Below are 26,234 nucleotides of genomic sequence, written 5' to 3' on the forward strand. Positions count from 1 at the left end.
TTGGCATTCACGCTCGTCTGATCAGGCCGGCAATAAGCGATATGATCAGGAAGGCGAGAAAGATGAAGAACAATATCTGCGCTATGCCGGCCGAGGTGCCAGCGATGCCGCCGAAACCAAGCGCACCGGCGATGATCGCCACGACGAGAAATACGAGCGCCCAGTAAAGCATGATCGATCTCCTTCCAATGCTGCGGTGAAAACGTGATTCGCCTCCGTTTGTTCCACCATTTTCCGAAAAAGACGATGCTGAAAATCTTCAGGGCCCGAATTGCCGCGGTGTGTGGAAAGGTCCAGTTGGTTGCCCCAGTTGGTTGCCAGTGAATTGAGCCGGCGCCACGCCCATCTGATCCGAGAGAGCGGCTGTCTCGGCGGCCGCAGTTCGGCCGTCCGCTGTTTCATGCCGCGGCTTTCGCGTGCCGGTCAAAGAACAGGGCCTGGCTGATAAGAGCCTTGACCATGTCCGGATTGAACGGCTTGGTAACCAGGAAAGCCGGTTCCGGCCGCTCGCCGGTGAGCAGGCGCTCGGGAAAGGCGGTGATGAAGATCACCGGTACCGAGGTCGACGACAGGATCTCATTCACGGCCGCTATGCCCGAACTTCCGTCGGCAAGCTGGATATCGGCAAGCACCATCTTTGGCCGCGCCTTGCCGAACATCGCCACCGCCTCGGCGTGGGTGCGCGCCGTTCCGACGACGCGGTGGCCGAGGCTTTCGACCATTTCCTCGATGTCCATGGCGATCAGCGGCTCATCCTCGATGATCAGCACGTCGGTTGCCACCTGACGGGAGATCTCGTTGCTCGCCTGCGCGAGGAGTTCGGAGAATTCCTGTTCGTCTACGTCGAGAATCTCCGCCGCCTCGTCTTCGCTGAAGCCTTCGACCGCCACCAGCAGAAAGGCTTGGCGGGGGCGAGGCGCAATTGCATTCAGATTGGCCGCGGCACGCTGTTCCCATGCCGACTGGGCATGCTCCTGCGGAACGCGAATGGCCACTGAGGTGAAGAGCTTGGCAAAGACCTTGTAGAGCGCGATGCGGTCGTTCGATGCGTTCGGAAAGATGTCGACATCGGCAATGATGGCCTCGAGCATTGCGGCGACCAGCGCGTCGCCGCTCTCCTGCGATCCGGATACTGCGCGCGAGAAGCGACGCAGGAACGGCAGGTGCGGAGCGATGGTTGCTGATAGGCTCATATTGGACGTCTCCCTCATATGACGTGATTGCATGTTACAGCTAAAAAACGGTTCGCAAGCCCAGAGTTGAAAACGCGGGTTCTGCGAAAAAGTTCCGATCATGCGGAACTAAATATATGGGCTGGCGTTTAGGGGCGGGTTGGGCAACCAGACGAGGCTGCCGCTTGCCTTGCGTTATGTGTTGAAGGGCGGCTTAAGGCTGGGACAAAAGGGCGAAATGAAGAACATGACGAAAGCTACCATGGGTGGCGTTGGCAACGGGCGCCGGGCTGCTTCCCGCGACCCGCTTGGGCCGAACTCGGAAATCGGCCGCAAACTCAAACAATACTACGACGAGCTGGTCTCCGACAATGTGCCGGATCGCTTCGCCCAACTGCTCAGCCAGTTGGAAAAAGCCGAACCTGTACAAAAGAAGGACTGAGGCATGGCGGCCGTCTCCCAGGGCTTCAAGACCGACTTGCTCGGCTCGATCCCGAGCCTGCGGGCTTTTGCCGTGTCGCTGACGCAAAACGCCGACAAGGCCGACGACCTGGTGCAGGAAACATTGGTCAAGGCATGGGACAAGCATGAAAGCTTCCAGCCCGGCACCAATCTGAAGGCATGGCTGTTCACGATCTTGCGCAACGAATTCTATTCGCAGATGCGCAAGCGCGGCCGCGAGGTGCAGGACAGCGATGGCGTCATGACGGCCAGGCTTGCCGTTCACCCGGCCCAGCACGGCCAACTTGACCTCGAGGACTTTCGCGGCGCGCTCGAATTGCTGCCAGAAGACCAGCGCGAAGCCATTATCCTCATCGGCGCGTCGGGCTTCTCCTACGAGGAAGCGGCCGAGATCTGCGGCTGCGCCGTCGGAACGATCAAGAGCCGCGTCAGCCGCGCCCGCACACGGCTGCAGGAAATTCTGAAGATCTCGGGTGAAGACGAGTATGGCCCGGACGCAATTTCGGCTCAGGTAACCGGGTCGACGGCTGCGTGAAGCGCGGCGTGTTCGAACCGCTCCGCGCCTCAGCGGAGATGCGTTCGCCTGCAGGCCGCCGCCACTGCCTCGACGAGATCGTCTCCCGAATAGGGCTTGGTGACCAGTCTGACGCCGGGAAAGGATTTCTTGATCTCGTCCGTATCCGAATAGCCCGAGGCAAAGACGAACGGGATGCCCGCTTCACGCAGCCGCGAAGCAAATTGGAGCGTCGAAACGCCGCTCAGCATGAGGTCGACGATGGCCACATCGAACTGCGCGGCAACGTCTTGCTGTTCGATCTCAGTCAGATCACGGGCGATGACCACATTGAGCGCGCCGTAGTCGCGGCAAAGCTGCTCGATATCCATGGCAATCAGGAACTCATCTTCCAGGATAAGAATCCGCAAACCGTCAAGTGATGCGCGCACGCAGCAATATCTCCTTAAATTCGTCTCGATCGTGAAACCGGGGAAGTCATGATCGTTATTTGGCATACTGTCATTCAAAAAAGACGCGCTGGCGCGGATGCGTCGGCCTCGGCCCATGCAAGGCATTTGCAACGCGCGCTGCCGGAGATAGGGTTAGAAGAGGTTCGTGCCGGAACCTTGGGGTCTGTCGGGCGTTTCGACCGAGCAAAAGCATGGAGAGTGAAGCAATGGCGACTGCCGCAGGAAAGGCCGCGAACGAAGCCCGCACGAATTCCGATATTGAGGCCGACATCGCACAACTGAAGGCCGACATCGACCAACTTACCAAGCTGTTGGCCAAAACTGGCGAACATGGTTACGGGGCAGCGCGGCGAGCCGCCGCCGAAAGCGTCGAGCAGTTGCGAACCCAGGGTGAGGCAGCCTTCGACAGCCTGCGCAGCAACGCCAGGGACATCGAGGCGCAGATGATAGCGCATATGCGCGAGAAGCCGGTGACGTCGCTGGCGATCGCCGCGGGCGTCGGGTTCCTCTTCGCGCTTCTCGCGCGCCGCTAGTTCTGCACGCATGGGAATGCTTGCATCGCTGATCTCGGGCCTCGCCTCGGGCGAAACCATTGCGGCGGTGCAACGCGCGCGTGTGGCTGCAATTGTCTATTCGGTCGCAGCGGTCGTAGCGCTGTGCGGCCTCGGCTTCCTGGTCGGGGCGGCCTATATCTGGACGGCGGCCCGCTATGGGCCGATGGCAGCTTCCCTGAGCTTCGGGATCGGCTTTCTCGCAATCGCCGGTCTCATCCTGCTCGTCTACCGGATGTCGGCCGGCTCGCGCGCCAGGCGCCGGGCGAAGCGACGCAACGCTGACATGAAGGCTATCGGCATCACTGCGGCACTCGCCGTGCTGCCGGCGCTGCTCAAGGGCAAAGATGGCCCGGGAAAGGCCAGACTGAGCGCGATTCTCGGCCCGGCGATAGCACTCGCTGCCTACGCCATCTACCGCGAGAACGTGAAGCGCGGCTCCGATGATCCGGATACCGGCAAACGCGAATAGTTCGGAGGGGATAGTTCGGGGCAAACGATTCTGGCGCCGGTCGCAAAATCACAAATCTTCGAGCGGAATCGATATTTCCGCGACCACGCCGTCCGGCCGGAATTCATGGATCACCTCGCTGGAAATGACCTTGGCCAGGCTGCGGCGGATCAGGATCGAGCCGAAGCCATGGCGTTCGGGCGGCGCAACCCGCGGGCCGCCGCTTTCGCGCCAGGCCAGCAACAGACGGCGTGCGCCCTTCCTGCCTTGTACCCTCCAATCGAGATCGACCTTTCCGGAGGAAACCGAGAGCGACCCGTATTGCAGTGCATTGCTTGCCAGTTCATGCAGGATCAGCCCGAGCCCGACTGCCTGGTCGGGTGAGAGCAGGACATCGGCGCCGGAGATCGCCATGCGCGATTGTCCGGCGGCTTGGAACGGCTTTAGCTCGATCTCCACCAGCTCGCGGATGCCGATGCCGCGCCACTCGCGGTCCGACAGCAGGCTGTGCGCAACGCCCAGTGCCTGCAGCCTGGCGCTGAAGGCTTCGAGGAATTCGCTTGGCTGGCGGGCATGGCGAACGGTCTGCGTCGCCAGCGCCTGTACGGTTGCCAAAGTGTTCTTGACGCGGTGATTGAGCTCGCGCAGCAACAGTCGTTGACGTTCGTCGCCAAGCTTGCGTTCGGTAATGTCGTAGTTGACGCCGAAGATCAGCGTCGGCTTGCCATCGCCGTCGCGTTCTATGACGCGGCCGCGTGTTGCGATCCATCGCGGCGGATCGAGGTCTTTGACACGGTATTCGCCAAAATAATCGTCGCTGCCGGTCAGCGCGTCGCGAAAGCGTGTTTCGGTCTGGTGAACGTCGCGCGGGTCGATGGCGGTCAGGATGTCGCGCGCCCTCAGCCTGTTCGACTTCGGCAGGTTGAACAATTCGGACAGCAGGACATCGCAGTCGATCATATCGCTGCGGATATCCCATGCCCAGCTGGCAAGCGAAGCCGCGTCGAGCGCGATAGCGCGCCGCTTTTCCTCTCGAACCAGTGCTGCCTTGGCAATCGCCGCACTGCGGGTTGCATCCTTCAGCGTGAACAGGCTCGCGGCGAGGCCGGCTAGCGCCGACAGCTGGTCGAGCTGGACAGAGGAAGGACGTGCGTGCGGCTTCCGGTCGAGCACGCACAGCGTGCCGATCAGCGCGCCGTCGACTACGATGGGCACGCCTGCGTAAAAGCGGATATGATGCTCGCCGGTGACCAGCGGATTGGCTTTGAACCGCGGATCCGCCGCCGCGTCGGCCACCACCATCGGCACGTCGCCGGCTGCGATGGTATAGGCGCAGAACGATGTCTCGGTTGCGATTTCGGTCTCGTCGAGGCCGATACAGGACTTGAACCACTGCCGCTCGGCATCGACCAGCGTGATCAGTGCGACAGACGTTTGCATAGCCGAAGCGGCAAGACCGCCGATACGATCGAAATCAGGGTCGGCAGCCCCGTCCAGCGTGTCGAGGCCGTGCAGCACGGCAAGACGGTCCGCGGCGCCCACCACACGGCGAATATCGGCCGGCAGGCCCGGCGTGTTCTGGCTATTGTCGTCCACTATGCCCCCGGAGGCCGGCTCCGCTGATTGGTCAGGCCAACCGGCCCGTCTGCCGCCTTGCAGTGCCGGAACTTTCGCGGCGGGGGACCGTTACCAGCCAACGCCCCGCGAGTTACGCCTGCCGGCGCCAAATATGGAGCCAGACAATGCCAAAAACCATTCCTGAAAACAAAGCCCGTCAAGGGCGGCGGGGTCGGCATGTCCTTCGTATCCTGATCGCCGCGCTGTTGCTGGCTTTTATCGCCTGGGGCGTCGCCGAAATCTACGGCTGGATGATCGAGACGCCGAAGACCGAACAGGGCAACACACCCAGCGGCTAGGTTCTCTCCATCGCTCGCGCCAGTTTGCATCACGCAACCCCACATCACGCATCCCACGTCAGGCAACCTTTGCCTCGACAGCGCGCGCCGGGACGAGAACATTCAACGCGCGCGGATGGATTTCGACGGTCGTCTCGCGATCGAGCTTTACCAGTTCGCCGTCCATGACGGCCTGAACTTTCCTGTTAGTCGAATGGATTTTCAAAACGGCGCGGTTTGCCTGATGGATTTCGACATGCTCGTTGCCGCGCCATTTCCCACGGGCGACGTCAAAGAGGAACCTGATCAATTCGCCGCGCCGCCGCGCCACGGTGACATAGATGCCCAGCACGCCGCCTGCCGGATTATCGGCATAGGGCAGGTGGCCCTCGCCAAACAGATTGTTGGTGATGCCGATACCGGTGATCCGGGTTCTGATCTCGGCCTCGCCGATCATCAGCGTTACGTTCATCGCCGGTGGATTGTTGATCGTCGCCCAAGCGGCTCGCACCGAGGCGCGCATCTTCCCCAACCGCGAGCCGAATTCCATCTTCTGGCGCAGTTGCACCATCCTGGCGTGCATGCCGATCGAGAATTGATGCACGAAGGGCCGGCCGTTGGCTGTTGCAATGTCAATCGCCATCACCTCGCCGTCGGCAAACGATTTCAGTGCCGCATCGAGGGTCTGCGGGATACCGAGGCCGCGCGCAAAAAGGTTCATTGTGCCAGCCGGCAGAATTGCCAGCGCCTTCTCCCCATTCATCAAACGGGCTGCCGCGGCCGAAATGGTGCCGTCGCCGCCGCCAGCCAGCACGACGTCGATGCCGCGCCTGGAAGCTACGCCGTCCAGCGTGGCGACGATATCCTTGCCGGCGACGATTTCGATATCAATCGAGTGGCCGGCAGTCTCAAGTGTGCTGCGCATCCGACTGGCGAAGGCCTCAAGATCGATGGTGCGCAGGGTGCCCCCGTCCTTGTTCAGCACCGCTGCAAACCGCATGGCCGTTCCATTTTCCAGCACCTATCGGGCCGGGACGGAGCCCCAGCCGGGAGTGGAACGGGGCGGCCGAGAAAATGTTCCTTTCGACCAACGCGGCGAATCCGAGAACCATTGACATCGCACCGGGTGCACCTCGGCTTTTTTCGGAACAACAGTGTGGTCACAACGTTGTGAACATGCAGAAGACGCTGCGCCCGCAGTGACGCCAGGCGGGCACGGCGTGCACGAAATCACCGACGAGGAGACACTAAGATGATCCGCACCCTTTTAACCACGACAGCAGTCGCAACATTGATTGCGACGGGTGCATTTGCGCAGTCGGCGACGACCCCGGCGCCGGCGCAACCACCCGCCGTAGAGAATTCCGCTCCAGCCGCTCCGGTGCAACGCGCCGAGGGCAGCCTTGTCACCAATATCATCGGCGAGTCGGTCTATAACGGCACCGGCGACAATGCAGAGAATATCGGCAAGATCACCGATGTCGTCTTCGACGAGCGCGGCGAGGTAAAATCCGTCGTCATCGGCGTTGGCGGTTTTCTTGGCATAGGAACCAAGAACGTCGTTTTCGACTACAAGAAGATGGAATGGGCCGAAAGAAATGGCGACCGTTGGCTGATAGCGCAAACGACGAAGGATGAGTTGACGGCTCAGCCGGATTTCGACCGGAGGCCTTACGATCCGACTCCGCCACCAGCTTCGGCGGATAATGCGGCGCCTGCCGCCCCTTCCACCAGCGCGCAAAATACAACCCCGGCGCCTGCCGCGCCGGCTGAGCCAGTGAAGCGCGCGGAAGGCAATCTTGCCACCAATATCATCGGCGAGACCGTCTACAACGGTACCGGCGACGACGCCCAGAACATCGGCGACGTAAACGACATCGTCATCAACAAGGAAGCCAAGGCGCAATCGCTGGTCATCGGTGTCGGCGGCTTCCTCGGCATAGGTGAAAAGAACGTCGCCTATGATTTCGACAAGGCGCAGTGGGCCGAGAGGAACGGCGATCGCTGGCTGGTTGCCCAAACCACCAGGGAAGAGCTGACGGCGCAGCCGGATTTCGACCGCAAGCCCTATGATCCGGCCCCGGCGACCACAGCGTCGAACGATGCCGCGGCTAATGCGCCAGCCGTCGTCACGCCTACCGTGACGGCCAGCAACACTGCCACGACCGATAACACTGCGACAACCAACAACACTGACCAGGCCAGTAAGACGGCCCAAAATGCCCCAGCGCCCGCAACGACGGCAGACCAGACCAAGACCGGGTCGATCGACAAGTCCACACTGACTGAAATGCCGATAGGCGAAATCCGGGCCGAGGATCTGGTCGGAACAACCGTCTACGGCGCCAACGATGTCAACGTCGGCGAGATCGGCGATATCGTGCTGGGCGGCGACAAGAAGGTCGACGCAGTCATCATCGACGTCGGCGGCTTCCTTGGCATCGGCGAGAAGGAGGTGGCGGTCGGCATGGACAACCTGAAATTCATGACCGACAAGAACGGCAAGCGCTATCTCTACACGAACTTCACCAAGGAGCAGCTTGAGGCGCAGGCCCCTTATGACAAGGCCAGCTATGCGCAAAATCGCGAGAAACAGCGCATGATCATGCGCTAAGCTGCGCACAGGCCGACAGAGAAGCCCACGCCGGCAACGGCGCGGGCTTTGCTTATCTCGAGGGGAAGCCGGCGACATGGCCGGCAACGCCATTGTCCGTCAATTCGGCGAGCGCCAAAGACTGGTCGAGATGGTCGGCCCGCCAGGCGAGCAACTTCTCGGCAAATTCCAGCCGTGCCCGCAGATAGGCTGGGTCGTCAGCGACATTGGTCAACTCGCGCGCATCCTTCTCCAGGTCGAAGAGCAAGGGCGGCAGGCCTCCGCCGAAATGCACATATTTGAATTTTTGCGTGCGAACGACGGCGAGATTGCACTGACGCGGACCGACGCCGAAATACCGTTCGGCATCACCATCCGCGATCGAGCGGAAATCGAACTCCCAATGCGCCGCATCGCGCCAATTGTCCGGCTCCGTTGCGTCCAGGAAAGGCGCCAGCGAGCGGCCGTCGAGATGCGGCAGCACTTCGCCGCCAGTGAGCTCGAGCCCAGTGAGCTCAAGCAAGGTCGGCGCCAAATCCACCGCCTCGGTGAAGCGGTCGACGCTGCTGCCGGCAGCCTTGCGGCGGCGCGGATCGCGAATGATCAGCGGAATATGGAAGCTGCCGTCGAAGAAACCGCCCTTGCCCAGCATGAAATGATCGCCCATCATCTCGGCGTGGTCGGAGGTCAGCACGATGACGGTGTCGTCCCATGCATCGGCCGCCTTGACCGCTTGCCAGACACGGCCAAGCTGCGCGTCGACCTCCGAGATCATGCCGTAATAGAGCGCCCGGATGCGGCGAAAATTGTCGTCGCCCCAGTCGCGCACCTTGCCCTCCGAGCCGGGACGGAATTTCGACCGTTCCTGCCGGTCAAGTTCATAGGCGAGATAAGGGTGGCTTGCTGCTTCGGCCTGCCAGCTTTCCGCGCGGTCAAAAGCTGGACCGATGGCCGGATCGTACATGGCGTTGTAAGGCGCCGGCACGATGAAGGGCGGGTGGGGGCTGATGAAGGAAAGATGCGCGAACCACGGGGCATCGCGCTCCTGCTCGCCGAGCCAGCGGATGAATTCGCCGGCCAGGAAGGCCGACGGCGTCTCGTCCTTCGAATAGATTGGCGGACCGTTGCTGATCGCGCCGTCGTTTTCCAGGATTTCGCCCGCCGGGCGGTGAATGGCGGGGGAGCCGGCGCCGGCATCGACGCCGCGCGCCTTGAGCCATGACAGCCAGGGCTTCTGGTGCTCGGGCAGAAGCTGGCGCACGGTGAAGCCGGGCAGCACGCCTTCATAGCTTTTCAGCTGCGGGTCGCCAGGCGCCAGCGTGCGCGGGTCGCGCGCCATGTCGGTATAACCGAACAGCGTCGGATCATAGCCGAGGGCGCGTGCCCAGAGGGCTATGTTGCCGTGGCGGGCGTCGAGCGGCGTGCCGTTGCGGCAGACACGATTGTTCATCTGGTAGAGGCCGGTGTAGAGGCAGGCGCGTGCCGGCGAGCAAGGTGCGGCGCCGCCATAGTGCTTCTGGAACAAAACGCCCTCGGCAGCCAGCGCGTCGGCATTCGGTGTCCTTACCACCTTGTGGCCAGCAGCTGACAGGCAGTCGCCCCGCCACTGGTCGCAGGTGATCAGGAGAATATTGGGGCGTTTTCCACTCAACCGCTGTATCCTCACGCTGGCTACATGCGTCGCTCATGGAGCGCAATTTCGGCGAGTATGCAAGCCGGTCCAGTTTGCCGAATGGTGAACAAAACCTGCTTCGTCGTTCACTTTAACAGCACAGTCCATTCTGTGTTTGCCGCCTTTGCGGCCAGGAGGCGGATGCTCATATTTGCGTGGACAGCGGCAAGGGCCGCACCAGCACAAGGGAAGGAGCAACAGACATGCTCGACCAGGTCAAGGGCCTGCATCACGTCACCTCGATGGCCAGCGATGCGCGCCAGAATAACGAATTCTTCACCGGGACGCTCGGCCTGCGGCGGGTCAAGAAAACCGTCAATTTCGACGCACCCGACGTCTACCACCTCTATTACGGCGACGAGGTCGGCATGCCCGGCTCGGTGATGACCTACTTCTCGTTCCCGAACATCGGCAAGGGCCGCCATGGAGTCGGCGAAGTCGGCAACACCGCTTACTCGGTGCCCGAGGGCACGCTCGACTATTGGGAGAAACGGTTTGCCGAGCAAGGTGTCACCGGGCTGTCCCATGAGGAGACGTTCGGCGAGAAGCGTCTTGCGTTCGCCGGTCCCGACGGCGACGGGTTTGCGCTGGTCGAAGACAGAGCGGACAACCGTGCGCCATGGGCCAAGGGTGGCATTCCCACCGACGTGGCGATCCGCGGCTTTCACTCGGTGTCGCTCAGGCTGAAAGATGGCGGCGCCACCGAAGAGCTGCTGAAATTCATGGGTTATGAGGAGGTCGACAAGTCCGGCAACATCAGGCGGCTGGCGGTGAAGAACGGCAACGGCGCCGACGTCGTCGATATCGAATCGCTGCCAGGGGCCGGCTTCGCCAATCTCGGCGCCGGCTCGGTCCACCATGTTGCTTTCGCCGTCGAGAACCGCGCCAAGCAGCTCGAAGTGCGCAAGGCACTCCTCGACACAGGTTATCAGGTGACGCCGGTGATCGACCGCGATTATTTCTGGGCGATCTACTTCCGCACACCGGGGGGCGTGCTGTTCGAAGTCGCCACCAACGAGCCGGGCTTCGACCGCGACGAGGATACGGCCCATCTCGGCGAGGCGCTGAAACTGCCGTCGCAACACCAGCATTTGCGGCCCTATCTCGAGCAGCATCTGCAGAAACTGGAAGACTGAGGGCAGGGTTATGAGCAAGGATTCGTATATTCACAAGGTGCTGCCCGGTTCGCTGGGTGGACCGTTGCTCTTCGTCTTCCATGGCACTGGCGGCGACGAGGATCAGCTTCTGTCGCTTGGGCGCGATCTTGCGCCGCAAGCGACGATCGTCGGCCCGCGCGGCGATGCCTCGGAACAAGGCGCCGCACGCTTCTTTCGCCGTACCGGCGAGGGCGTTTACGACATGGGCGATCTCACGCGAGCGACGGACAAGATGGCCGGCTTCGTCAAGGCACATGTCGAGGCGGCAAAGCCATCTTTGGTGCTAGGCCTCGGTTATTCCAACGGCGCCAACATCCTGGCCTCGGTGCTGTTTGCCGAACCCTCGCTGTTCGACGCAACGGTGCTGATGCATCCGCTGATCCCGTTCGAGCCGGAGGTCAAGGGCAGCCTTGACGGCAGCCGCATCCTGGTCACCGCCGGCAGGCGAGACCCGATCTGTCCGCCTGATTTGACGGCGCGGCTCGAAGCCTATTTGCGCGCCGATGGTGCCGATGTCACAGTCGAGTGGCATGACGGCGGCCATGAGGTGCGGCCGAGCGAGATCGAGGCGGCGCGGCAGTTGTTCGCCGTAACGTCGGATGAAAGGACCGCAAGCCATGTCTGACCTATTGCCGGAGATCGAGCTGGAGGACCGCGGCTCTAAGGGCCGCTACTTCCTGCGTGGGCCGAGCGGCGCCGAGGCGGAGATGACCTTCACCAAGGTCGGCGAGCACCAGATCATCATCGACCATACCGAAGTGCCGGATGCATTTCGCGGCCAGGGCGCGGGACTTCGCCTCGTCACCCGTGCCGTCGAGGATGCACGTGCGGCGGGCAAGACGATCATCCCGCTTTGCCCGTTCGCCAATGCTCAGTTCCGCCGCCATCCGGAATGGGCGGACGTGCTGAAGCGGTAAGAGAGACAGCCCCTCGATGAATGAAAGGAGAAAGGGTGCGCGGCTTTACCGCGTGCCCCTTCGACCATTGGCGGCGTACAAACATAAGGCAAACATGCGGGATTTGCGCAGAGCGCTCGCCTTGCCTAAGTATTGGCAACAACCGGCTCGCCCTCCGCGGCCCGACCACTTCAACCGAATGGCCCTCCATGACCGAATCCGATCTCATTCCCGTCTTCGACGGCCACAACGACACGCTGCTCAGGCTCTACCAGTCGAAGGATGCGGACGTCGAAAAGCTGTTCGTCGAGGGGACGCCGAGTGGCCATATCGACCTGCCGCGCGCGAAGAAAGGCGGATTTGCCGGCGGCATGTTCGCGATCTTCCCGCCGCCTGTCGAGAAATCCAAGCGCGGCGCGGTGCCGCTGGCGCCGAGCGACAGCGAGCCCATGCCGCCCGAGGTTCCGCGCGCCGATGCGCTCAACTCCACCATAGCGATGGCCTCGATCCTGTTCAGGCTGGAGCGGGCTTCGGCGCTCACTGTCTGCCGCACCGCCGGCGATGTGAGGAAGGCGATGGCGCAAGGCTCGATCGCGGCGGTCTTCCACATCGAAGGGGTCGAGGCGATCGACCCTGAGCTCACCCTGCTCGATGTCCTCCACGCAGCCGGCCTGCGCTCGCTCGGTATCGTCTGGAGCCGTCCCAATGCCTTCGGCCACGGCGTGCCGTTCCGTTTCCCGTCGTCGCCCGATACAGGGCCGGGGCTGACCGATGCCGGCAAGGCGCTGGTGAAAGCCTGCAACCAGCTGAAGATCATGATCGATCTTTCGCATCTCAACGAAAAAGGTTTCCGCGACGTCGTCGAGATCAGCGACGCACCGCTGGTCGCGACCCATTCCAACGTGCACGCGATCTGCGGCCATTCGCGCAACCTCACCGAATGGCAGCTCGGCGCGATCCGCGACTCCGGCGGCATGGTCGGGCTGAATTTCGCCACCGGGTTCCTGCGTGAGGACGGCAGGATGAACGCCGACACCAGTCTCGACATCATGGTGCGCCATGTCGATTCGCTGCTGCAGGCGCTGGGCGAAGACGGCGTCGGCCTGGGCTCGGATTTCGACGGCGCCATGATCCCGGCCGTGATAGGCGACGTTGCCGGCCTGCCAAGATTGCTCGACGCTTTCGCGGCTCGCGGCTTCGGGCGCGCGCTGATCGAGAAGATCGCCTATCGCAACTGGCTCGGCATGCTGGAAAAGACCATCGGCTAAGCGGGTGATGCCGGCTTGACCGGAATGCGATTTGGAGGCCGACTATTCGAAATCCATGCGTTTAAGCCAGTCCTGGCCAATGCCGCGGTCGCGGATGATCGGCAGCGGATCGGTCGAATCCAGCCTGGCACAAATACGGTAGGCCTCCAGCGTTTCAGCGCTCATCTCACCGCGTTTGTAGAAGAACATGGCCGCAGCATAGCGGGTGCGGCCCGACCATTTTTCGCCGAGCGGTGTGTTGATCAGCTGCCACTGTTCGGCGGCTTCGGCGTCGAGTTTGGGACTGTCGGTGTCGTCGGCCATATTTAGAAATCCGCAGGCGGATTGGCAGTGCGGCGGCCGAGCCTGACGACCAGCCGCGGCACCAGTTTGGCACGCTTCAGCAGCTTTTGATATTGCAGCTCGCGCCTGGCGTGGATCTCGAGCCAAGGTCCGCTGCAGGCGGGCCCGGCGGCGCTGATCTGGTTTGCATCGCCGGGACTGCTGCCCTTCGCCGACGGTGCCTTCGACGACGTTTTCTCCAAGGATGCAATCTCGACGAGAACATTCGAATATGGGCAGCCATGCAGAAGGTGCTTGACAGTGGCAAACACCGTCCCACTGATCTTCGCGGCCGATGCCGGTCGGCTAGCCGGCGATGCTGGAGACCATCACCCCGATGAAGACAACAGAGGCGCGCGAAGCCCTCCTCGAACCGGCGCGAAAAAGCGATTCCGAAAAGCGCGGCCGCAAAGCGTCGAAAGAGACAAGGCAGGTTCAACTGATCGAAGCGACTATCGATTCATTGGCCAAGCGCGGCTATTCGGAAACGACTATGGCCGACGTCGCCGACGGCGCCGGCCTGTCGCGCGGCATCGTCAATTTCCATTTCGAGAGCAAGGAGAAGCTGCTCGTCGCCACTTTGCAATACATGCATGACGAGTATTCGGCGCATTGGCGCAGCGCCTTGCAAAGGGCCGGCGATGATCCCGCCCGCCAGCTGCAGGCATTGGTGGCAGCCGATTTCAACCGCTCGATCTGCAACAAGCGCAAGCTGGCTGCTTGGTGTGCCTTCTGGGGCGAGGCCAAATCGCGACCGAAATATCAGGCGCTGAGCAGCGCACGTGATGCCGTCTACCAGAACATATTCATCGATCTTTGCGCGGCGCTCAAGCAGAGCGGCTTCTATGCCTATGAGCCGCAAGTCATGGCGCTGGCGCTCAGCGCCATGCTGGATGGTCTGTGGCTGCATTTGATGATGGGCACCGAGGACGCCACACGCGAGACGGCGCTGCAGGCCGCGAACGAGTTCCTGTCTGCGGCATTCCCCAAGCACTATCCGAACTCAGCAGCCCGCGGTGCCAGGCCGGCGTGAACCATCAAAAAGAGGGTGGATCAGCAATGAAGACAATGATCCGGCGCCTGACATTCGAGAAGATCAAGGCCGGCTAATGAAGTTCAAGATCGAACGAGCCGATGTGGCCATCGTCGGCGCCGGCTTCACCGGCCTGTCGGCCGCGCGTGAATTGAACCACGCCGGCATCGATGTCGTGCTACTCGAAGCCCGCGACCGTGTCGGCGGCCGCGTCGAAGCCGTGCAGAACGGGCTCGGCGAGCGGATCGACAGCGGCGGCCAGTTCTTGTGCGAAGACATGCCGGAATTAATGGCGCTGGTGCGAGCGCGCGGCAAGACATTGGTCGAGACCCATGTCGCAGGCGAATTCGTCACGCAGCCGCGAATGAGCGAGGCGCAAGCCGGGCGCACTTACGGCACCGCGATGCGAATGCGCGAGCGGATGAACGCGATCGCACCGACCGACCCGGCCATCGCCGGCTTGACAGTCGCGGCATGGCTCGATCGCCAGAACGATCCCGACGATGCCAAGGCCGCCTTTCGGTCGATGATCGAGGGCCTGTGGTGCCTGGCAATGGAAAGGCTGCCGCTGTGGTACTTGATCGACAATGATCGCCGCATCACTAACGAGGTGTCGGAGCTGCAGTATTTCGTGGGCGAAACCATGCATTCGCTGGCAGATGATCTTGCGCGGGATCTCGGCGATCGACTGCGGCTGAATACAGCCGTCGATGCTATTGAGCACGGCCCGGGAGGGGTTCGCGTCGTTTCGCCTGCCGGCGTGACCGAGGCACGAGCGGTACTGGTCGCGCTACCGCCGATGATGGCCTCGAGAGTCGATTTCGTGCCACCGCTGCCGGCTGCGCTGGAGAGAGCCCTCGGCGTCTGGGAAAGCGGCGCAGTTATCAAAATGCTTGTGCGCTATCCCAAGGCTTTCTGGCGCGACAGGGGCTTGAGCGGCATGGTGATGTGGCGGGAGCCGCACGGACTTTTTGCCTGCGATGCCAGCAAGGACGAGGATCATGCAGCACTTGTCGTCTTCATCGGCGGGCCGCTGGCGCAGCGCTGGCGGGATATGGACAGCGCGGCGCTACGCGCAACGGTGACATCAAAGCTGCAAGATGCGCTCGGTATCGAGGCGGCCGGCGTCACCGATCTCAGCTATCGCGACTGGACCGGGGATCACTGGAGCGGCGGCGGTTACAGCGATTCGATCGTCGATGCGGCGGCAACGGATGCCGAATGCATTATCCGGGCGGGCGCCCCGCCGGTGCATTTTGCCTCGTCGGAGCTGTCGCCGTCATTTCCGGGCTATGTCGAGGGCGCGATCGTCGCCGGTCGCACTGCTGCGCAAAAAATTATTCAGGTTATCGCCAGCAGAGCCTCAGGGTCATAAGCGAGGCGGATCGAGGTGCCGACCGGCATCGACGCGCATTGCCACGAGCTCGGCCTGTTGGTCCGGCTACTGATCAACATGTGCGTGATGTCGCCGCCATTAATCATCAAGCGCCAGTAGATCGACGATATGGTGTCGATCCTGCGCGAAGGCATTTCGCGCGCGATGGACGATCTGCGCCGCGAAGATGTCTGGCGGGGATAGGCGTTTATCGCCGGCAAGCCGTGGCATTGGTCGGCCGCTGGCAAGGTGGGCGAGGTCGATGAACTGGGCGGTGCTGCGATCTTCCCGGTTTCCGACGCGTCGAGCTTCATGACCGGCCAGATCATCTATATCGAAGGCGACATGACCGGACCCGTATGAGCGCGACTGTCGCTGTCGGGCGCATGGAAGACCCGTCGGCCTCGGGGCCGCCCCGCAAAAGGCAGGGCTCGTCATTTGCACGCTCTTAGCTTCACCGCTAAGCTTCTTTGGCTGGGGTATTTTCCTCAGATCACATTCGCCATCCCAAGGATCTCATGACACCCGACACAGCAACGCGCGAACAGTTCGCCATCGATCTCGCGCGGCGCGCCGGCGCGCTCGGCCTGAAGTATTTTCGCGACCTCGACAGCCTCGCCATCGAGAGCAAAGGTCATCAGGACATGGTCTCGCAGGCTGACCGCGAGGTCGAGCTGTTCATCCGTGCGGCAATGAAAGCCGCTTACCCGACCGATGGAATTGTCGGCGAGGAGCATGCCTCGGTCACCGGATCGAGCGGGCATGTATGGGTGATCGATCCGATCGACGGCACTGCGAACTTCGTGCGGGGCATTCCGGCCTGGTGTGTGGTCATCGCCTGCGCCAAGGACGGCGACACTGTCGTGGGTGTCATCCACGAGCCCTCTACCGGCGAAACGTTCCATTGCCGCAAGGGCGGCGGCGCTTTTCTCAACGGCAAGCCGATCAGGGCAAGCGCGGCCACCAGCCTGACCGACGGCTCGTTGGGCACCGGCTTTTCCAACCGCGCCGAAATTCAGAACGTCGCAACGCTCATCGGCTTGCTGTTTTCAAAGGGCGGCGTGTTTTTCCGTAACGCATCCGGCGCGTTGATGCTCGCCTATGCGGCCGCCGGCAGGCTGCTCGGCTATGTCGAAGAGCATATGAACGCCTGGGACTGCCTGGCAGGCATGCTGCTGGTGGAAGAAGCCGGCGGCACTATAGTCAAGCCCGACCCAAAGACGGTGCTGGAAAACGGCGCGCTGGTGATTTGCGCCGGCAGCGGCGTGTTCGCCCAGGTCCGCCAGCTCTGCGTGCAATCCTTCAAGCTTTGATCAGAACCGGTCCGCATGAGCAGCGGCGATTTGTATTCCACTGTCAGGCCCTCCTCGGCTGCCTGCAGATGCGGATCGCCGGCTCCGCCCCACCAGATGTCTCCCTTTGGGTTGGCGGCCTCGGCGCGCAATTGCGCATAGATTTCGCCAGCGCTCTTGCGGGTCATATTGACGTGATGCCGGTCTTCTCCTCGAACGCCCGCGCCGTCTGCTGGCACCAGACCTCGTCAACGCCGCAAGACATGGTCAGGCTTTCGGCGGACGCCGATGACGACGCGGCCCACATACCGGCGGCGAGGATGCCGGCGCAGAGAATTGCCCTTTTATCATGTTGAAATTCCTCCCTAATTTATTTGCCGACTTATGAAATGCAGATACGCGGAAAATTCAAGTTGGAAGGGTACGGCCGCCTTTGCGCCTTTCGCCGACTTCCCGCTCGATGTGTTCGACAGGTTGATGCGGATCAATCTTTGCAGCCACCTGGCCGACCGTCCTGCGCCGCCGAACATTCTCAGACGATGGCCCGGTCCCAGCCGCCATAATGCGCAGCGCTGCGCGTGCCGCGCGGCAGGCTGAGCCCGACCAGCAGCGCTCCGATCGCCAGATTGGCGAGGCTCGCCGCCGCGCCGCCGGCGAGCATGAACGGAGAGAGGGCGATCCAGGCTCCAAGCGCTATGTTCACAAAACGGACGGCGCGCGCCACCTCGGCCATCGCCGTAACGGCGATCATGATGACCAGGCAGCCGGTGACATGGTCACTGAAGTAGAGCGGCGGGCTGGTGCCGAAGACAAGCGGCGTGATCATCAGCAGGGCGCCGGCGAGTGTGCTGGCGACAAGGGTCCGGGGGAAATTCACACCGCCAGTGATGAAGTCCCGCGCCACTGCCGATAGCGGCCGGTCGAGATCCGGCGTTGGCGTCTGGTCCTCCGAAAGTGCCGGACCTCCGCACCAGAATGTGCGCCAGAACGGCTCTCCCGCTTGTTTCGCGTGCCAAAGATACTGGCAGCTCGCCAGCACCTCGTCGACCGAATAAGGGATGAGGACGACGGTGACGGCAGCCTGGACGATGCAGAGCGTGCACAGCGCCCCGATGAGCGGTGGCTGGATGATGATGAAGCCGACGCTGACCACACCGAGCGGAACGACCAGCAAGCCGAACAAAAGCACCATCCACGGCATGGTGCGCCAGCGGCGGCGATCGCCGATCGCGCCCGCGAGGATATCCAGCGCATAGGCGAAGGCGCCCAGCCCGGCATCGGCGATCGGAAAACCCTTGGAGACCCAGGAGGTGACCACCGCCTCGCTGCCATTGCCGGCCGGCGTTTCGCCCGGGCCGAAGAACGGATCCCAAAGACTGTCGATGTGCCCTAGCTGATAGGCAGCGAGATAGCGCGAGACGAACAGGCCGACAAAGGCGAGGCCGATTATGGGAATGCGCTGGGTGAAGAGGGAGGGCGAATAGCTCCAGCCGAGCGGGCGGTCGTCATCGGCGGCAAGGGCACGCCGGCTGATACCCGGCGTCGGCGGGATCATCACCGCGAACGCGACGATCAGCATGCCGGCCAACGTGTCGGTCGCGTAGGCTCCGGCGCTGGTGGTCCAGAACAGCAGCGGCGCGAACATCACCCAAACCCCGATCGAGGCGGTGATCCATTGCAGCCCGTGCCAGCGCCGGCGCGTGCCGACTAGCGCCAGCGACAGGATGGCGAGGCCGGATACAATCTCACTGATGCCGAGCCTGCCGTCGCGCGTCTCCGGCGAGGCGATCTCATGTCCGAGCGCCGGCGGAATCGGTGCTGAAGCGGGATCGAACAGGCCGAGCGTGAAGGGCGACGCCACGAGCCACAGCCCGATCGCAACGTTGGTCAGCGGCGCCCAGAGCGTTGCGGCCCGGCGGCGTTCGGTTTCCGCCTCGACCTCGTCGTCCGAGCGCTCGAGCGGGCGCTGCAGCCGTTCGGCGGCCTGGTCGAGCTCGGGCGCGGAAGCGGCGGCCGCCGACGGTTCAAGCTTGTTCTTCTTATACCAGTCGGTAGGATCCGCCTTCAGCCGCCGGATCATTTCCGGCAAGGTAGCGGTCAGGCTGTGCCGCGGGTTCCAGCCAAGCAGGCGCCTGGCGCGGGAGATGTCGATCTCGTAGTGATCGTCGGCGTTCTCGATCATCCATGGTTTGATGTCGGACTCCTGATCGAGAACCTTCTCCTGCATCCAGGCGCCGAGCTTCGTCACCTCTTTTGGCAGGGACAGGGTCCGCCAGGTTTCGCCATGCAGGAGCTGCCCGATCTGCTTCTGCATGTCGTCGTAGGACGGCGTCTCTTCTTCGCCGATCAGCAGTACGGTCTCGTTGGGAAGCGCGCTACGCCGGTCGACGGTGCGCACCACGGCGTCGACGAGATCGTCCAGATGCAGGTAGGGCTGGCCGGTGGTGATGTCGCCGGTGAAAAGATAGGCGGTCGGCATGCGCTCGAAAATGCGGGCGATCTGCTGGGCGATGAAGGCCGCGTGACAATCCTCGTCATAGACACCCGCCAGTCGCAGGATCGCAACCTTGATGTCGCCGTGCTCCTTCAGGATCAGCGTCTCGGTCTCGGCCTTCGATCTCGGATAGGCCCAGGCCGGATCGATCGGCGATCGCTCGTCGATCCTGGCGCCCTTCGCCGGGCTCGGCGCATGCACCAGCAACGTGCTCGAAAACACGAACTGCTCCGTCTCGAACCCCCTCAGCGCGTTCAGCAGCCGGCGCGTTCCCTCGACGGTCACCGCGCCGTATTTCGGATTATCCTCGCCGGTCGTGTCGTAATAAGCCGCGAGATGGATTACCGAGGCAACGCGGCCGCCGCTCCGCTCGCGCACCTCGGCCAGTGCCTTCGCCACGCTCGCGTCCGAGGTAAGGTCGATCTCGATCGTCTCGACGCCGGGCAAGGATCGTCTGGCAACATCAAGGCCGATGATGTCGTAGCGCTCCATCAAGCCGCGAGCGATGGCTTGGCCCAGAAACCCGCTGCTGCCTGTGATCAGGACGGTGGGACGGGTTTTGCCGGTCATGGCGAATCTCCTTGGCGATAGCCGGGTAGAAGAAGCCGAATGCTTCGGTCGCACACTCGGAACCATGTTCGTTGAGAACGGTTCCCGATGAGGTAGCACCACAGAATGGGTGCGCGCGGCGATCCGTCAGACCGACGGCCATTCGTGCCGGCGGATTGCGTTCGTGCACAAGTGCAGGACTCCCATTGGTCTACCGGCCGCGAAGGGAAGCGACCAGAATGTCGATCAGCAGCTTGCCGCAGCGACGATCCGGATCGCGGTCGGGATCATAGATCGTCACCTCCATCCCAATCACGCGTGGATCGTTGCACCATGTGCGAAGGGCTTCGACAGCTTCGTCGGGCAAGACACCGCCGGCCTCCGGCGAATCGACAGCCGACATGATCTCGCTGTCCAGCACGTCGACATCGAAGTGAACGAATACACCCTCGACGTCCTGCCCTGTGATCGCGTCAAGCGCTATGCGTGCCGCATCGGCGAAGCCGCGCTGCCGCACGTCAGCCAAATCCATCCGGTGAACATCGGTTTCGAAGACGGCCTTGGACGTGTAAGTCGCGGGGTCCTGCACATCGCGATAGCCAAACGCGACTACGTCGGCCTCACGGACCAAAGGAGTGTGCTCGCCGAAATCGGTCAGGAGCGTCGGGCCATGGCCGGTCACGAAGGCCAAATCCATGCCCGCGGCTCCCTTTGACGGCGAGGTATCCGGCAATTTGAAATCGGTGTGCCCATCGAAGAAGATAAGGCCGTAGCGGCCACGACGCCGCAGCGCGAGCGCAGGGCCAAGCAACACACTGCAATCGCCGCCGAGCATGAGCAGGAACCCTCCCGAGTTCAGCTCCTCGTCGACCGCTTCGGCAAGCGTCTTGGAATACTGGCGCAGGGCCTGGGCATTGCGCACGCCCGTCGCAGGATCCACCTCAGGCCGATAAGGCGGAGCCCGAACCGAGCGCAACGGACCGGCGCCTAAACGGTCGGCGAGACCAAGCGATTGAAGTGTCTCCGGCGCCTTCCACACGCCGGGCTCCGGCTCACCCTCCTGCGGCATCAGCCCAAGATTAGAGGGCGCGCCGAGCAAAGCGATATGTCTCGTCTGAGTGGTGTCTCGCGGCATTGTCGTGCTGGCAGCTGAGGTCATGATCAGAGTTCTCCGCGTTATGGGCGATACGCATCATGCTCAAGAGACAGGCTGCGCTTTCCTGACCGGTCTCCCGCTGCCCTTGCCGCCGAGTACCTCCGGTCGGTGTCACGCGTCAGGCAGCGTCGCGAGTGACGCGTATTGCTCGTTCAGCGCCACCGTGTCGTCAGCGGTGATTTCGAAGTCGATGTTGTCCCGCAGATGCAGGCTCTGGTTCGCCTTGGGCAGCGGCGTTGTCCCGCGCTGCCGGGGCAGATCTCGATACCGGTCGCTTGGGCCATATCGGATTTCCAGGAGGCGAACTGCCGTCTTTGAACTATGCGTGGTGCGCGCGCGTTCTGGCGGCCTTCTGCGCCGCCGCCTTCCTTCCGCTGGCGCCGTTCGTCTCGGCGGCCTTCTTGGCGGCGGCCGAGCGCTCCTCAGCCGTCCGGCGCGAGGCCGCACGCTTGGCCTGCTGCGCCAGCGCCTCGTGCGAAGCCGTGCTCTTCGGCTCGTGCTCGAGCACCTTGGAGACGGCTTTCGACACCCGCGGGCGGCGTTTCGGCGTGCGTTCACCCTGGCCGGCCTCATAGGCGTATTCGGCGCTTTTGCGCGTGCTCTCCTTCACCTTGCCCTTTTTGGGCGGGGGCAGGTCTACGCCTGCGCGTCTTGCCTCGGAAAGCCCGATGGCGATGGCCTGCTGCGTCGAGCGCGCGCCGTGCTCGCCGCGGCGGATTTTATCGATCTCCTCGTGCACGAACTCGCCGGCCTGTGTGCTCGGCGATTTGCCCTCGCGCTTGTCCTTTCGGGCCTTCTCGATGGTTTTCTTGTCCGGCATTGTCTTTCTCCCTCATACGGGTTGCGACAGCCATTCGGGTTGCAGCTGCGCGCGGTCTTATGAGAATCATAACGCGTTGAGGACGCAAATGATCCCGGGACTGGTGATCCAAGCCCCAGCTGTCAGGACGTCGACGCCGATCTGTCCGAAGTCAGATGGCGCAAGAACCATCGGCTCGCCAGACCCGCGACTTCGTCCAGGGCGCCGGGCTCCTCGAACAGGTGCGTCGCGCCAGGGACGATGGCGAGCTCCTTCTCGCAGCGGAGCGCCGCCAGCGCCGAGCGGTTGAGCGCGATCACCTGCTTGTCCGCGCCTCCGACGACGAGCAAGGTCGGCGCCCGGACGCGCGGCAGGGCGTGCGCTGCAAGATCGGGCCAGCCACCACGCGAAACTACGGCCGCGGCCTGGTCGGGCCGCTCGGCCGCCGCCACCAGGGCGGCACCGGCGCCCGTGCTCGCGCCGAAATAGCCAAGACGCAACCCCGACGTGTTCGGCGAGGCGCCGAGCCAATCCGTGACGCCGACCAGCCGGTCGGCGAGCAATCCGATATTGAAGCGCAACTCCGCCGTGACCTGGTCGATCCGCTCCTCTTCGGCCGTTAACAGGTCGATGAGGAAGGCGGCGAGGTTCGCCTCGTTCAGCCTTCCGGCCACGTAGCGGTTGCGCGGGCTGTGGCGGCTGCTTCCGCTGCCGTGGGCGAAGAGCACAAGGCCGCGAGCATCCGGGGGCAACGAAAGATTGCCCTCAAGCGTGACAAGCCCCGCGGGAACATGCACGACGTGCTCGCTATCCCGGTCCATATCCACCTCCGCTATGTCGATCTGGTGCCAGGCGCCGGACCCGCGCTCGCGCGCCCAGCCAATTCCTCTTCGGAAGCGGCAGGCTTGTGGGAAGCCGCAGGCTTGGGCACGGACCTGGCGAGGAGCGCGCGGACCTCTTCATCGCTCGTCTGCGAGAAATCCACGTACCAGCGCCCGACACCCAGCAACGGCTCTGGTGTCGTCGCGCAAACGACCTCGTCGGCGTCCGCCCGCATCGCGTCGCAAGTGTCGGGGCTACCGACGGGAACGGCCGCGACAATATGGGCGGCGTGGTTTTTTCGCAGCGCCTTGATCCCGGCCCGCATGGTCGATCCGGTCGCAAGCCCGTCATCCACGAGGATAATGGTTCGTCCATTCAACTGCGGTGGGGGTCGCCCGTCCCTATAGAGGTGCTCGCGGCGCAGAAGCTCTTTTTCCTCCTTTGCAGCGACCGCGTCGATGACATGTGGCGGGATCGCGAGACCGTTGACGATTTCGTCGTTCAGGACACGTACACCTGAGGGCGCGATCGCCCCCATGGCCAGTTCCTCGTGACCGGGGACGCCGAGCTTGCGCACGACGAAGACGTCGAGCGGTGCCTTGAGTGCCTGCGCGACCTCGTAGCCGACCGGCACGCCGCCTCGAGGCAGCGCCAATACGATCACATCGTCGCGGCCGGCAAAGCGAACGAGTTCCCCGGCGAGTTGCCGCCCGGCCTCGCGGCGATCTGAAAAGATGATAGCCATGACCTTCAATCCGCGTGCATCTGTTTTCCCGGTGGATGTTTTTTCACCAGCCTGCGTCCACATTCCGTGGGATGGCTGCGGCACCGGTACCATTTTGGAACTCGCTCGCTGCCTGGACGTTCCAAGAATAGTTTCGATCGCGAGGTGCCGGCACCGGCACGCGCCTCAGCGCGGATCGGGAAGATCGAAGTAGTGATCCGTACATGCCTCGTCCGGCCAGCTGGCAATCTAGCGATGCGTCGCAACAGGTCCGTCTGGCGACTTGTTGCCTCAGCAATCAGGGAAAGGAAGATCCCATGCAAGTTCAGGAGATCATGAGCCGTCGGACCGAACTGGTCGGCCCGAACACGACAATCAGGGATGCCGCCCGGAAAATGCGGGCCGACAATCTCGGCGCCCTTCCGGTCGGCGAGAATGACAGGCTGGTCGGCATGGTGACAGACCGCGACATCGTGATGCGCGGCGTCGCCGAGGAGCGCTCAGCCGGCAACACGACCGTTCGCGAGGTCATGTCCGAGCATGTCTATTGGTGCTTCGATGACGCCGATATCACCGATGCGGCGAAGATCATGGCCAAGCATCAGAAGATCATGGCCAAGCATCAGGTGCGTCGTCTTCCGGTGATCAATCACGACAAGCGCCTCGTCGGCGTCATCGCCCTGGCCGACCTCGGGCGGACCGATGAGGAAGCCGCCAAAATCGCTCTCGAAGGCGTTTCCGAGGCAACGGACGATCCCCGGCGCTAGACGCTCGCTGGGCGGTTGCCGCCGTGCTCGCCGTTCTTCTCCATCTGGGCTGAACGCCGCCTGCTCAGGCAGCCTTCAGTTTGGCAACTATCGCGCTTTCACTTCTATGCGGCGTGTCTTGTCCTTTGCAGCGGGGTTCTTCGGAAGCTCGACAGCCAAAATGCCGTTTCTGAAAGTGGCCTGCACCTTGTCGGCATCGATCTCCGCTTCCAGCGGGATGGTCCGCTGAAACCGGCCATAACTGCGTTCGCTGTAGGTGCGGCCGCCTTCGCCTTCTTTGTGCTCCGAACGCTTCTCGCCCGTAATAAAGAGGGTGTTTTCGCGCAGCTTGAGCTCAACGTCCTTCTGCTCGAGCCCCGGCAATTCGGCGGTGACCTTATAGGCTTGGTCTGTTTCATGTACGTCGACGCTCGGCCAAAGATCGCCGGCCGTAGTCGCTTCGGCCATCGGCGCGAAGAAGTCGTCGAACAGGCGGTCAATCTGCCGGTGGAATGACGTGAGCGGGTCGCGCGCGGATGGGTAGAGGCTGCGCGATGGCGTCCGGGGCGCCAAATCGTGATGTGCCATGGTTCTTCTCCTGTTTTTTGTGTCTGCATCACTCGTCGCCATGTGATCGGCGACGGCAAACAAAACTCGTCCACCCATGAGGATGTTCCGGTGCCGGCCAAGAAAGGTGGTCGAAAAACAGCGGCAAAAAAGCCGGCCCGAATCCCCTCATGACGGGCCGACAACAGACGGGACCTCCGACAATAAATGCGCATCAGGACATGCGCATGGGGGAACAACGGGCAGGTACGGCTGTTTGGTCACATCACCTAGTCGGATTTGAACGGAAGGAGGATCTCGATGAACGCCACCGGACTCGACGTATTCGACAAGACACTGCAGACCACGAACATCTGGCTCGACGAGATCATGGACGAGATTGGACCGGATCGGCAGGTCGCCTGGCACGTTCTCGGAGCGGTGCTGCACGCCCTGCGCGACCGTATGCAGCCGGATCTTGCAGCCCACCTCGGCTCGCAGCTGCCGATCCTGGTGCGCGGCGCCTTCTATGACCAATATCAGCCTTCCAAAGCTCCCGAGAAGATGCGGTCGCTCGACGAGTTTCTGGCCAAGATCAAGGCGGAGCTGGAATTTACCCGCCCGGTCGATTCCAAGGATGCATTCAGGGTCGTGTCCAAGGTACTCGCCCATCACGTCGGAGAAGGACAGATGCACAAGGTCTGGGAATCCCTGCCGGGCGAGATAAGACGCGTCGCCGAAGCTCAGCAAGCGGCGTGAACGGCGCAGGCGCGGGCTTCTCGCAACCTCCTTGGGGAAATAGCAATGCCACTCACCCTTATCAGCCCAGCGTTCCGGGCAGGCGGAAGAATTCCCGAAAAATATGCGCGTGACGGCCAGAACGTCTCGCCGCCGCTGAAGTGGTCCGGTGTCCCGGATGGTACCAAGAGCCTTGTTCTTGTCGTGCGGGATCCCGATGCACCAAGCGGGATTTTCGGGCACTGGGCGGTGTTCAACATCCCGCCGGATGCCGGGGGACTAGCCGAGGCCGAAGACGGCAAGCCCGGCCCGTCAGCACTCAGGCAAGGCACCAACGATTTCGGCAATGCGTATTACGACGGTCCGCAGCCGCCTGCAGGGCACGGCGTCCACCATTACCACTTCCTGCTGGCCGCGCTCGATGTGCCGAGCCTCAGCGTACCAGGACAGGCGGGCGTGCATCAGGTCTGGAAGCAAGCCCAGAAACACGCATTGGAGGAGACGGAGCTGGTCGGAACCTACGAACGGCCGGCGTGACGCGGGCCGTGTCGGTCGC

Annotated in this window: 30 protein-coding genes and 2 pseudogenes; 17 read left to right on the plus strand and 15 right to left on the minus strand. The window is 62.7% G+C overall.

Features of this window, described 5'->3' with window-relative positions:
* Positions 1-7: 7 nt before the first annotated feature.
* Positions 8-172: a DUF1328 domain-containing protein gene (locus tag NKH30_RS08425; protein ID WP_023678541.1), complete on the minus strand. Its 165-nt coding sequence runs from the start codon at positions 170-172 to the stop codon at positions 8-10.
* 226 nt (positions 173-398) lie between these two features.
* On the minus strand, positions 399-1,193 hold the full coding sequence (locus NKH30_RS08430) for a response regulator (protein WP_352471123.1): 795 nt from the start codon (positions 1,191-1,193) through the stop codon (positions 399-401).
* A 217-nt stretch (positions 1,194-1,410) separates the two neighbouring features.
* Here NKH30_RS08430 and NKH30_RS08435 point away from each other — a divergent pair, with 217 nt between their 5' ends.
* Both NKH30_RS08435 and NKH30_RS08440 read left to right on the plus strand, forming a co-directional pair.
* Positions 1,411-1,614 carry a NepR family anti-sigma factor gene (locus tag NKH30_RS08435; protein WP_023678543.1) on the plus strand — a complete coding sequence of 68 codons (204 nt, stop codon included), beginning with the start codon at positions 1,411-1,413 and terminating at the stop codon, positions 1,612-1,614.
* A 3-nt stretch (positions 1,615-1,617) separates the two neighbouring features.
* Positions 1,618-2,169, plus strand: a complete 552-nt coding sequence (locus NKH30_RS08440; RefSeq protein ID WP_023678544.1) for a sigma-70 family RNA polymerase sigma factor — start codon at positions 1,618-1,620, stop codon at positions 2,167-2,169.
* A gap of 29 nt (positions 2,170-2,198) precedes the next feature.
* Here the strand turns inward: NKH30_RS08440 and NKH30_RS08445 are convergent, their stop codons facing one another.
* Positions 2,199-2,696, minus strand: a complete 498-nt coding sequence (locus tag NKH30_RS08445) for a response regulator (protein WP_352994852.1) — start codon at positions 2,694-2,696, stop codon at positions 2,199-2,201.
* 110 nt (positions 2,697-2,806) lie between these two features.
* Here NKH30_RS08445 and NKH30_RS08450 point away from each other — a divergent pair, with 110 nt between their 5' ends.
* Together NKH30_RS08450 and NKH30_RS08455 are read left to right on the plus strand one after the other, a co-directional pair.
* The gene (locus tag NKH30_RS08450) at positions 2,807-3,133 is read left to right on the plus strand and encodes an ElaB/YgaM/YqjD family protein (protein WP_023678546.1); all 327 of its coding nucleotides are present in this window, start codon (positions 2,807-2,809) and stop codon (positions 3,131-3,133) included.
* Between the two features lie 10 nt (positions 3,134-3,143).
* Complete coding sequence (locus NKH30_RS08455) at positions 3,144-3,623, plus strand: hypothetical protein (protein ID WP_352540234.1); 480 nt, start codon at positions 3,144-3,146, stop codon at positions 3,621-3,623.
* Between the two features lie 48 nt (positions 3,624-3,671).
* Here NKH30_RS08455 and NKH30_RS08460 read toward each other — a convergent pair whose 3' ends face one another.
* A complete protein-coding gene (locus tag NKH30_RS08460; RefSeq protein ID WP_352994855.1) occupies positions 3,672-5,198 on the minus strand; it encodes a sensor histidine kinase in 1,527 nt (508 codons plus the stop codon).
* Between the two features lie 146 nt (positions 5,199-5,344).
* On the opposite strand from NKH30_RS08460, the gene NKH30_RS08465 reads away from it, so the two are divergent.
* Complete coding sequence (locus NKH30_RS08465) at positions 5,345-5,518, plus strand: hypothetical protein (RefSeq protein WP_292659198.1); 174 nt, start codon at positions 5,345-5,347, stop codon at positions 5,516-5,518.
* A 58-nt stretch (positions 5,519-5,576) separates the two neighbouring features.
* Here NKH30_RS08465 and NKH30_RS08470 read toward each other — a convergent pair whose 3' ends face one another.
* On the minus strand, positions 5,577-6,497 hold the full coding sequence (locus NKH30_RS08470; RefSeq protein ID WP_352471119.1) for a diacylglycerol/lipid kinase family protein: 921 nt from the start codon (positions 6,495-6,497) through the stop codon (positions 5,577-5,579).
* Positions 6,498-6,749: 252 nt separating this feature from the next.
* On the opposite strand from NKH30_RS08470, the gene NKH30_RS08475 reads away from it, so the two are divergent.
* Positions 6,750-8,111, plus strand: a complete 1,362-nt coding sequence (locus NKH30_RS08475; protein ID WP_352768190.1) for a PRC-barrel domain-containing protein — start codon at positions 6,750-6,752, stop codon at positions 8,109-8,111.
* Between the two features lie 52 nt (positions 8,112-8,163).
* Here NKH30_RS08475 and NKH30_RS08480 read toward each other — a convergent pair whose 3' ends face one another.
* Entirely contained in the window at positions 8,164-9,741 is a 1,578-nt protein-coding gene (locus NKH30_RS08480; RefSeq protein ID WP_352768187.1) for an alkaline phosphatase family protein, read from the minus strand.
* Positions 9,742-9,965: 224 nt separating this feature from the next.
* Between NKH30_RS08480 and NKH30_RS08485 the strand changes: the two genes are divergently transcribed.
* From NKH30_RS08485 to NKH30_RS08500, 4 genes are all read left to right on the plus strand, one after another.
* Positions 9,966-10,898 (plus strand): VOC family protein, encoded by a 933-nt coding sequence (locus tag NKH30_RS08485; protein WP_352768185.1) that lies wholly within the window; start codon positions 9,966-9,968, stop codon positions 10,896-10,898.
* Positions 10,899-10,908: 10 nt separating this feature from the next.
* Positions 10,909-11,544, plus strand: coding sequence for an alpha/beta hydrolase (locus NKH30_RS08490; protein WP_352994860.1), 636 nt, complete (start codon positions 10,909-10,911; stop codon positions 11,542-11,544).
* The gene (locus NKH30_RS08495) at positions 11,537-11,836 is read left to right on the plus strand and encodes a GNAT family N-acetyltransferase (RefSeq protein WP_352451160.1); all 300 of its coding nucleotides are present in this window, start codon (positions 11,537-11,539) and stop codon (positions 11,834-11,836) included. Before NKH30_RS08490 ends, NKH30_RS08495 begins: the two co-directional genes overlap by 8 nt.
* A gap of 188 nt (positions 11,837-12,024) precedes the next feature.
* Entirely contained in the window at positions 12,025-13,083 is a 1,059-nt protein-coding gene (locus tag NKH30_RS08500; RefSeq protein WP_352500772.1) for a dipeptidase, read from the plus strand.
* Between the two features lie 42 nt (positions 13,084-13,125).
* Here the strand turns inward: NKH30_RS08500 and NKH30_RS08505 are convergent, their stop codons facing one another.
* Positions 13,126-13,386 carry a hypothetical protein gene (locus NKH30_RS08505; protein ID WP_352768179.1) on the minus strand — a complete coding sequence of 87 codons (261 nt, stop codon included), beginning with the start codon at positions 13,384-13,386 and terminating at the stop codon, positions 13,126-13,128.
* A gap of 2 nt (positions 13,387-13,388) precedes the next feature.
* The gene (locus NKH30_RS08510; protein WP_352540343.1) at positions 13,389-13,607 is read right to left on the minus strand and encodes a hypothetical protein; all 219 of its coding nucleotides are present in this window, start codon (positions 13,605-13,607) and stop codon (positions 13,389-13,391) included.
* A 113-nt stretch (positions 13,608-13,720) separates the two neighbouring features.
* On the opposite strand from NKH30_RS08510, the gene betI reads away from it, so the two are divergent.
* From betI to NKH30_RS08530, 4 genes and pseudogenes are all read left to right on the plus strand, one after another.
* The gene (gene betI / locus NKH30_RS08515) at positions 13,721-14,437 is read left to right on the plus strand and encodes a transcriptional regulator BetI (protein ID WP_502895733.1); all 717 of its coding nucleotides are present in this window, start codon (positions 13,721-13,723) and stop codon (positions 14,435-14,437) included.
* A 76-nt stretch (positions 14,438-14,513) separates the two neighbouring features.
* The gene (locus NKH30_RS08520; protein ID WP_352994863.1) at positions 14,514-15,812 is read left to right on the plus strand and encodes a flavin monoamine oxidase family protein; all 1,299 of its coding nucleotides are present in this window, start codon (positions 14,514-14,516) and stop codon (positions 15,810-15,812) included.
* Between the two features lie 12 nt (positions 15,813-15,824).
* Positions 15,825-16,016 (plus strand): annotated as a pseudogene (locus tag NKH30_RS08525) (aspartate aminotransferase family protein); the annotation flags it as partial.
* Positions 16,017-16,330: 314 nt separating this feature from the next.
* Positions 16,331-17,125: an inositol monophosphatase family protein gene (locus NKH30_RS08530; RefSeq protein WP_352768176.1), complete on the plus strand. Its 795-nt coding sequence runs from the start codon at positions 16,331-16,333 to the stop codon at positions 17,123-17,125.
* Positions 17,126-17,145: 20 nt separating this feature from the next.
* Here the strand turns inward: NKH30_RS08530 and NKH30_RS08535 are convergent.
* The 6 genes and pseudogenes from NKH30_RS08535 to NKH30_RS08560 form a co-directional block, all read right to left on the minus strand.
* A pseudogene (locus NKH30_RS08535) lies at positions 17,146-17,411 on the minus strand (substrate-binding domain-containing protein); the annotation flags it as partial.
* Between the two features lie 225 nt (positions 17,412-17,636).
* Positions 17,637-20,168 (minus strand): NAD-dependent epimerase/dehydratase family protein, encoded by a 2,532-nt coding sequence (locus NKH30_RS08540; protein ID WP_352768173.1) that lies wholly within the window; start codon positions 20,166-20,168, stop codon positions 17,637-17,639.
* A 190-nt stretch (positions 20,169-20,358) separates the two neighbouring features.
* The gene (locus NKH30_RS08545) at positions 20,359-21,246 is read right to left on the minus strand and encodes an arginase family protein (protein ID WP_352768170.1); all 888 of its coding nucleotides are present in this window, start codon (positions 21,244-21,246) and stop codon (positions 20,359-20,361) included.
* A gap of 376 nt (positions 21,247-21,622) precedes the next feature.
* Positions 21,623-22,123 (minus strand): DUF6496 domain-containing protein, encoded by a 501-nt coding sequence (locus tag NKH30_RS08550; protein WP_352768168.1) that lies wholly within the window; start codon positions 22,121-22,123, stop codon positions 21,623-21,625.
* Positions 22,124-22,245: 122 nt separating this feature from the next.
* Entirely contained in the window at positions 22,246-22,923 is a 678-nt protein-coding gene (locus NKH30_RS08555) for a dienelactone hydrolase family protein (protein ID WP_352994867.1), read from the minus strand.
* A gap of 11 nt (positions 22,924-22,934) precedes the next feature.
* Entirely contained in the window at positions 22,935-23,669 is a 735-nt protein-coding gene (locus NKH30_RS08560; RefSeq protein ID WP_023677861.1) for a phosphoribosyltransferase, read from the minus strand.
* 296 nt (positions 23,670-23,965) lie between these two features.
* Here NKH30_RS08560 and NKH30_RS08565 point away from each other — a divergent pair, with 296 nt between their 5' ends.
* A complete protein-coding gene (locus NKH30_RS08565; RefSeq protein WP_502899223.1) occupies positions 23,966-24,415 on the plus strand; it encodes a CBS domain-containing protein in 450 nt (149 codons plus the stop codon).
* Between the two features lie 87 nt (positions 24,416-24,502).
* Here the strand turns inward: NKH30_RS08565 and NKH30_RS08570 are convergent, their stop codons facing one another.
* Positions 24,503-24,982, minus strand: a complete 480-nt coding sequence (locus NKH30_RS08570) for an Hsp20/alpha crystallin family protein (RefSeq protein ID WP_352471471.1) — start codon at positions 24,980-24,982, stop codon at positions 24,503-24,505.
* 279 nt (positions 24,983-25,261) lie between these two features.
* Here NKH30_RS08570 and NKH30_RS08575 point away from each other — a divergent pair, with 279 nt between their 5' ends.
* Both NKH30_RS08575 and NKH30_RS08580 read left to right on the plus strand, forming a co-directional pair.
* Complete coding sequence (locus NKH30_RS08575) at positions 25,262-25,699, plus strand: DUF2267 domain-containing protein (protein ID WP_023677864.1); 438 nt, start codon at positions 25,262-25,264, stop codon at positions 25,697-25,699.
* Positions 25,700-25,744: 45 nt separating this feature from the next.
* Positions 25,745-26,215 (plus strand): YbhB/YbcL family Raf kinase inhibitor-like protein, encoded by a 471-nt coding sequence (locus NKH30_RS08580; RefSeq protein ID WP_352471470.1) that lies wholly within the window; start codon positions 25,745-25,747, stop codon positions 26,213-26,215.
* Positions 26,216-26,234: the final 19 nt, after the last annotated feature.

Origin of the sequence: Mesorhizobium sp. M1273 (genome assembly GCF_040318195.1) — a bacterium.
Taxonomy (GTDB): Bacteria; Pseudomonadota; Alphaproteobacteria; order Rhizobiales; family Rhizobiaceae; genus Mesorhizobium.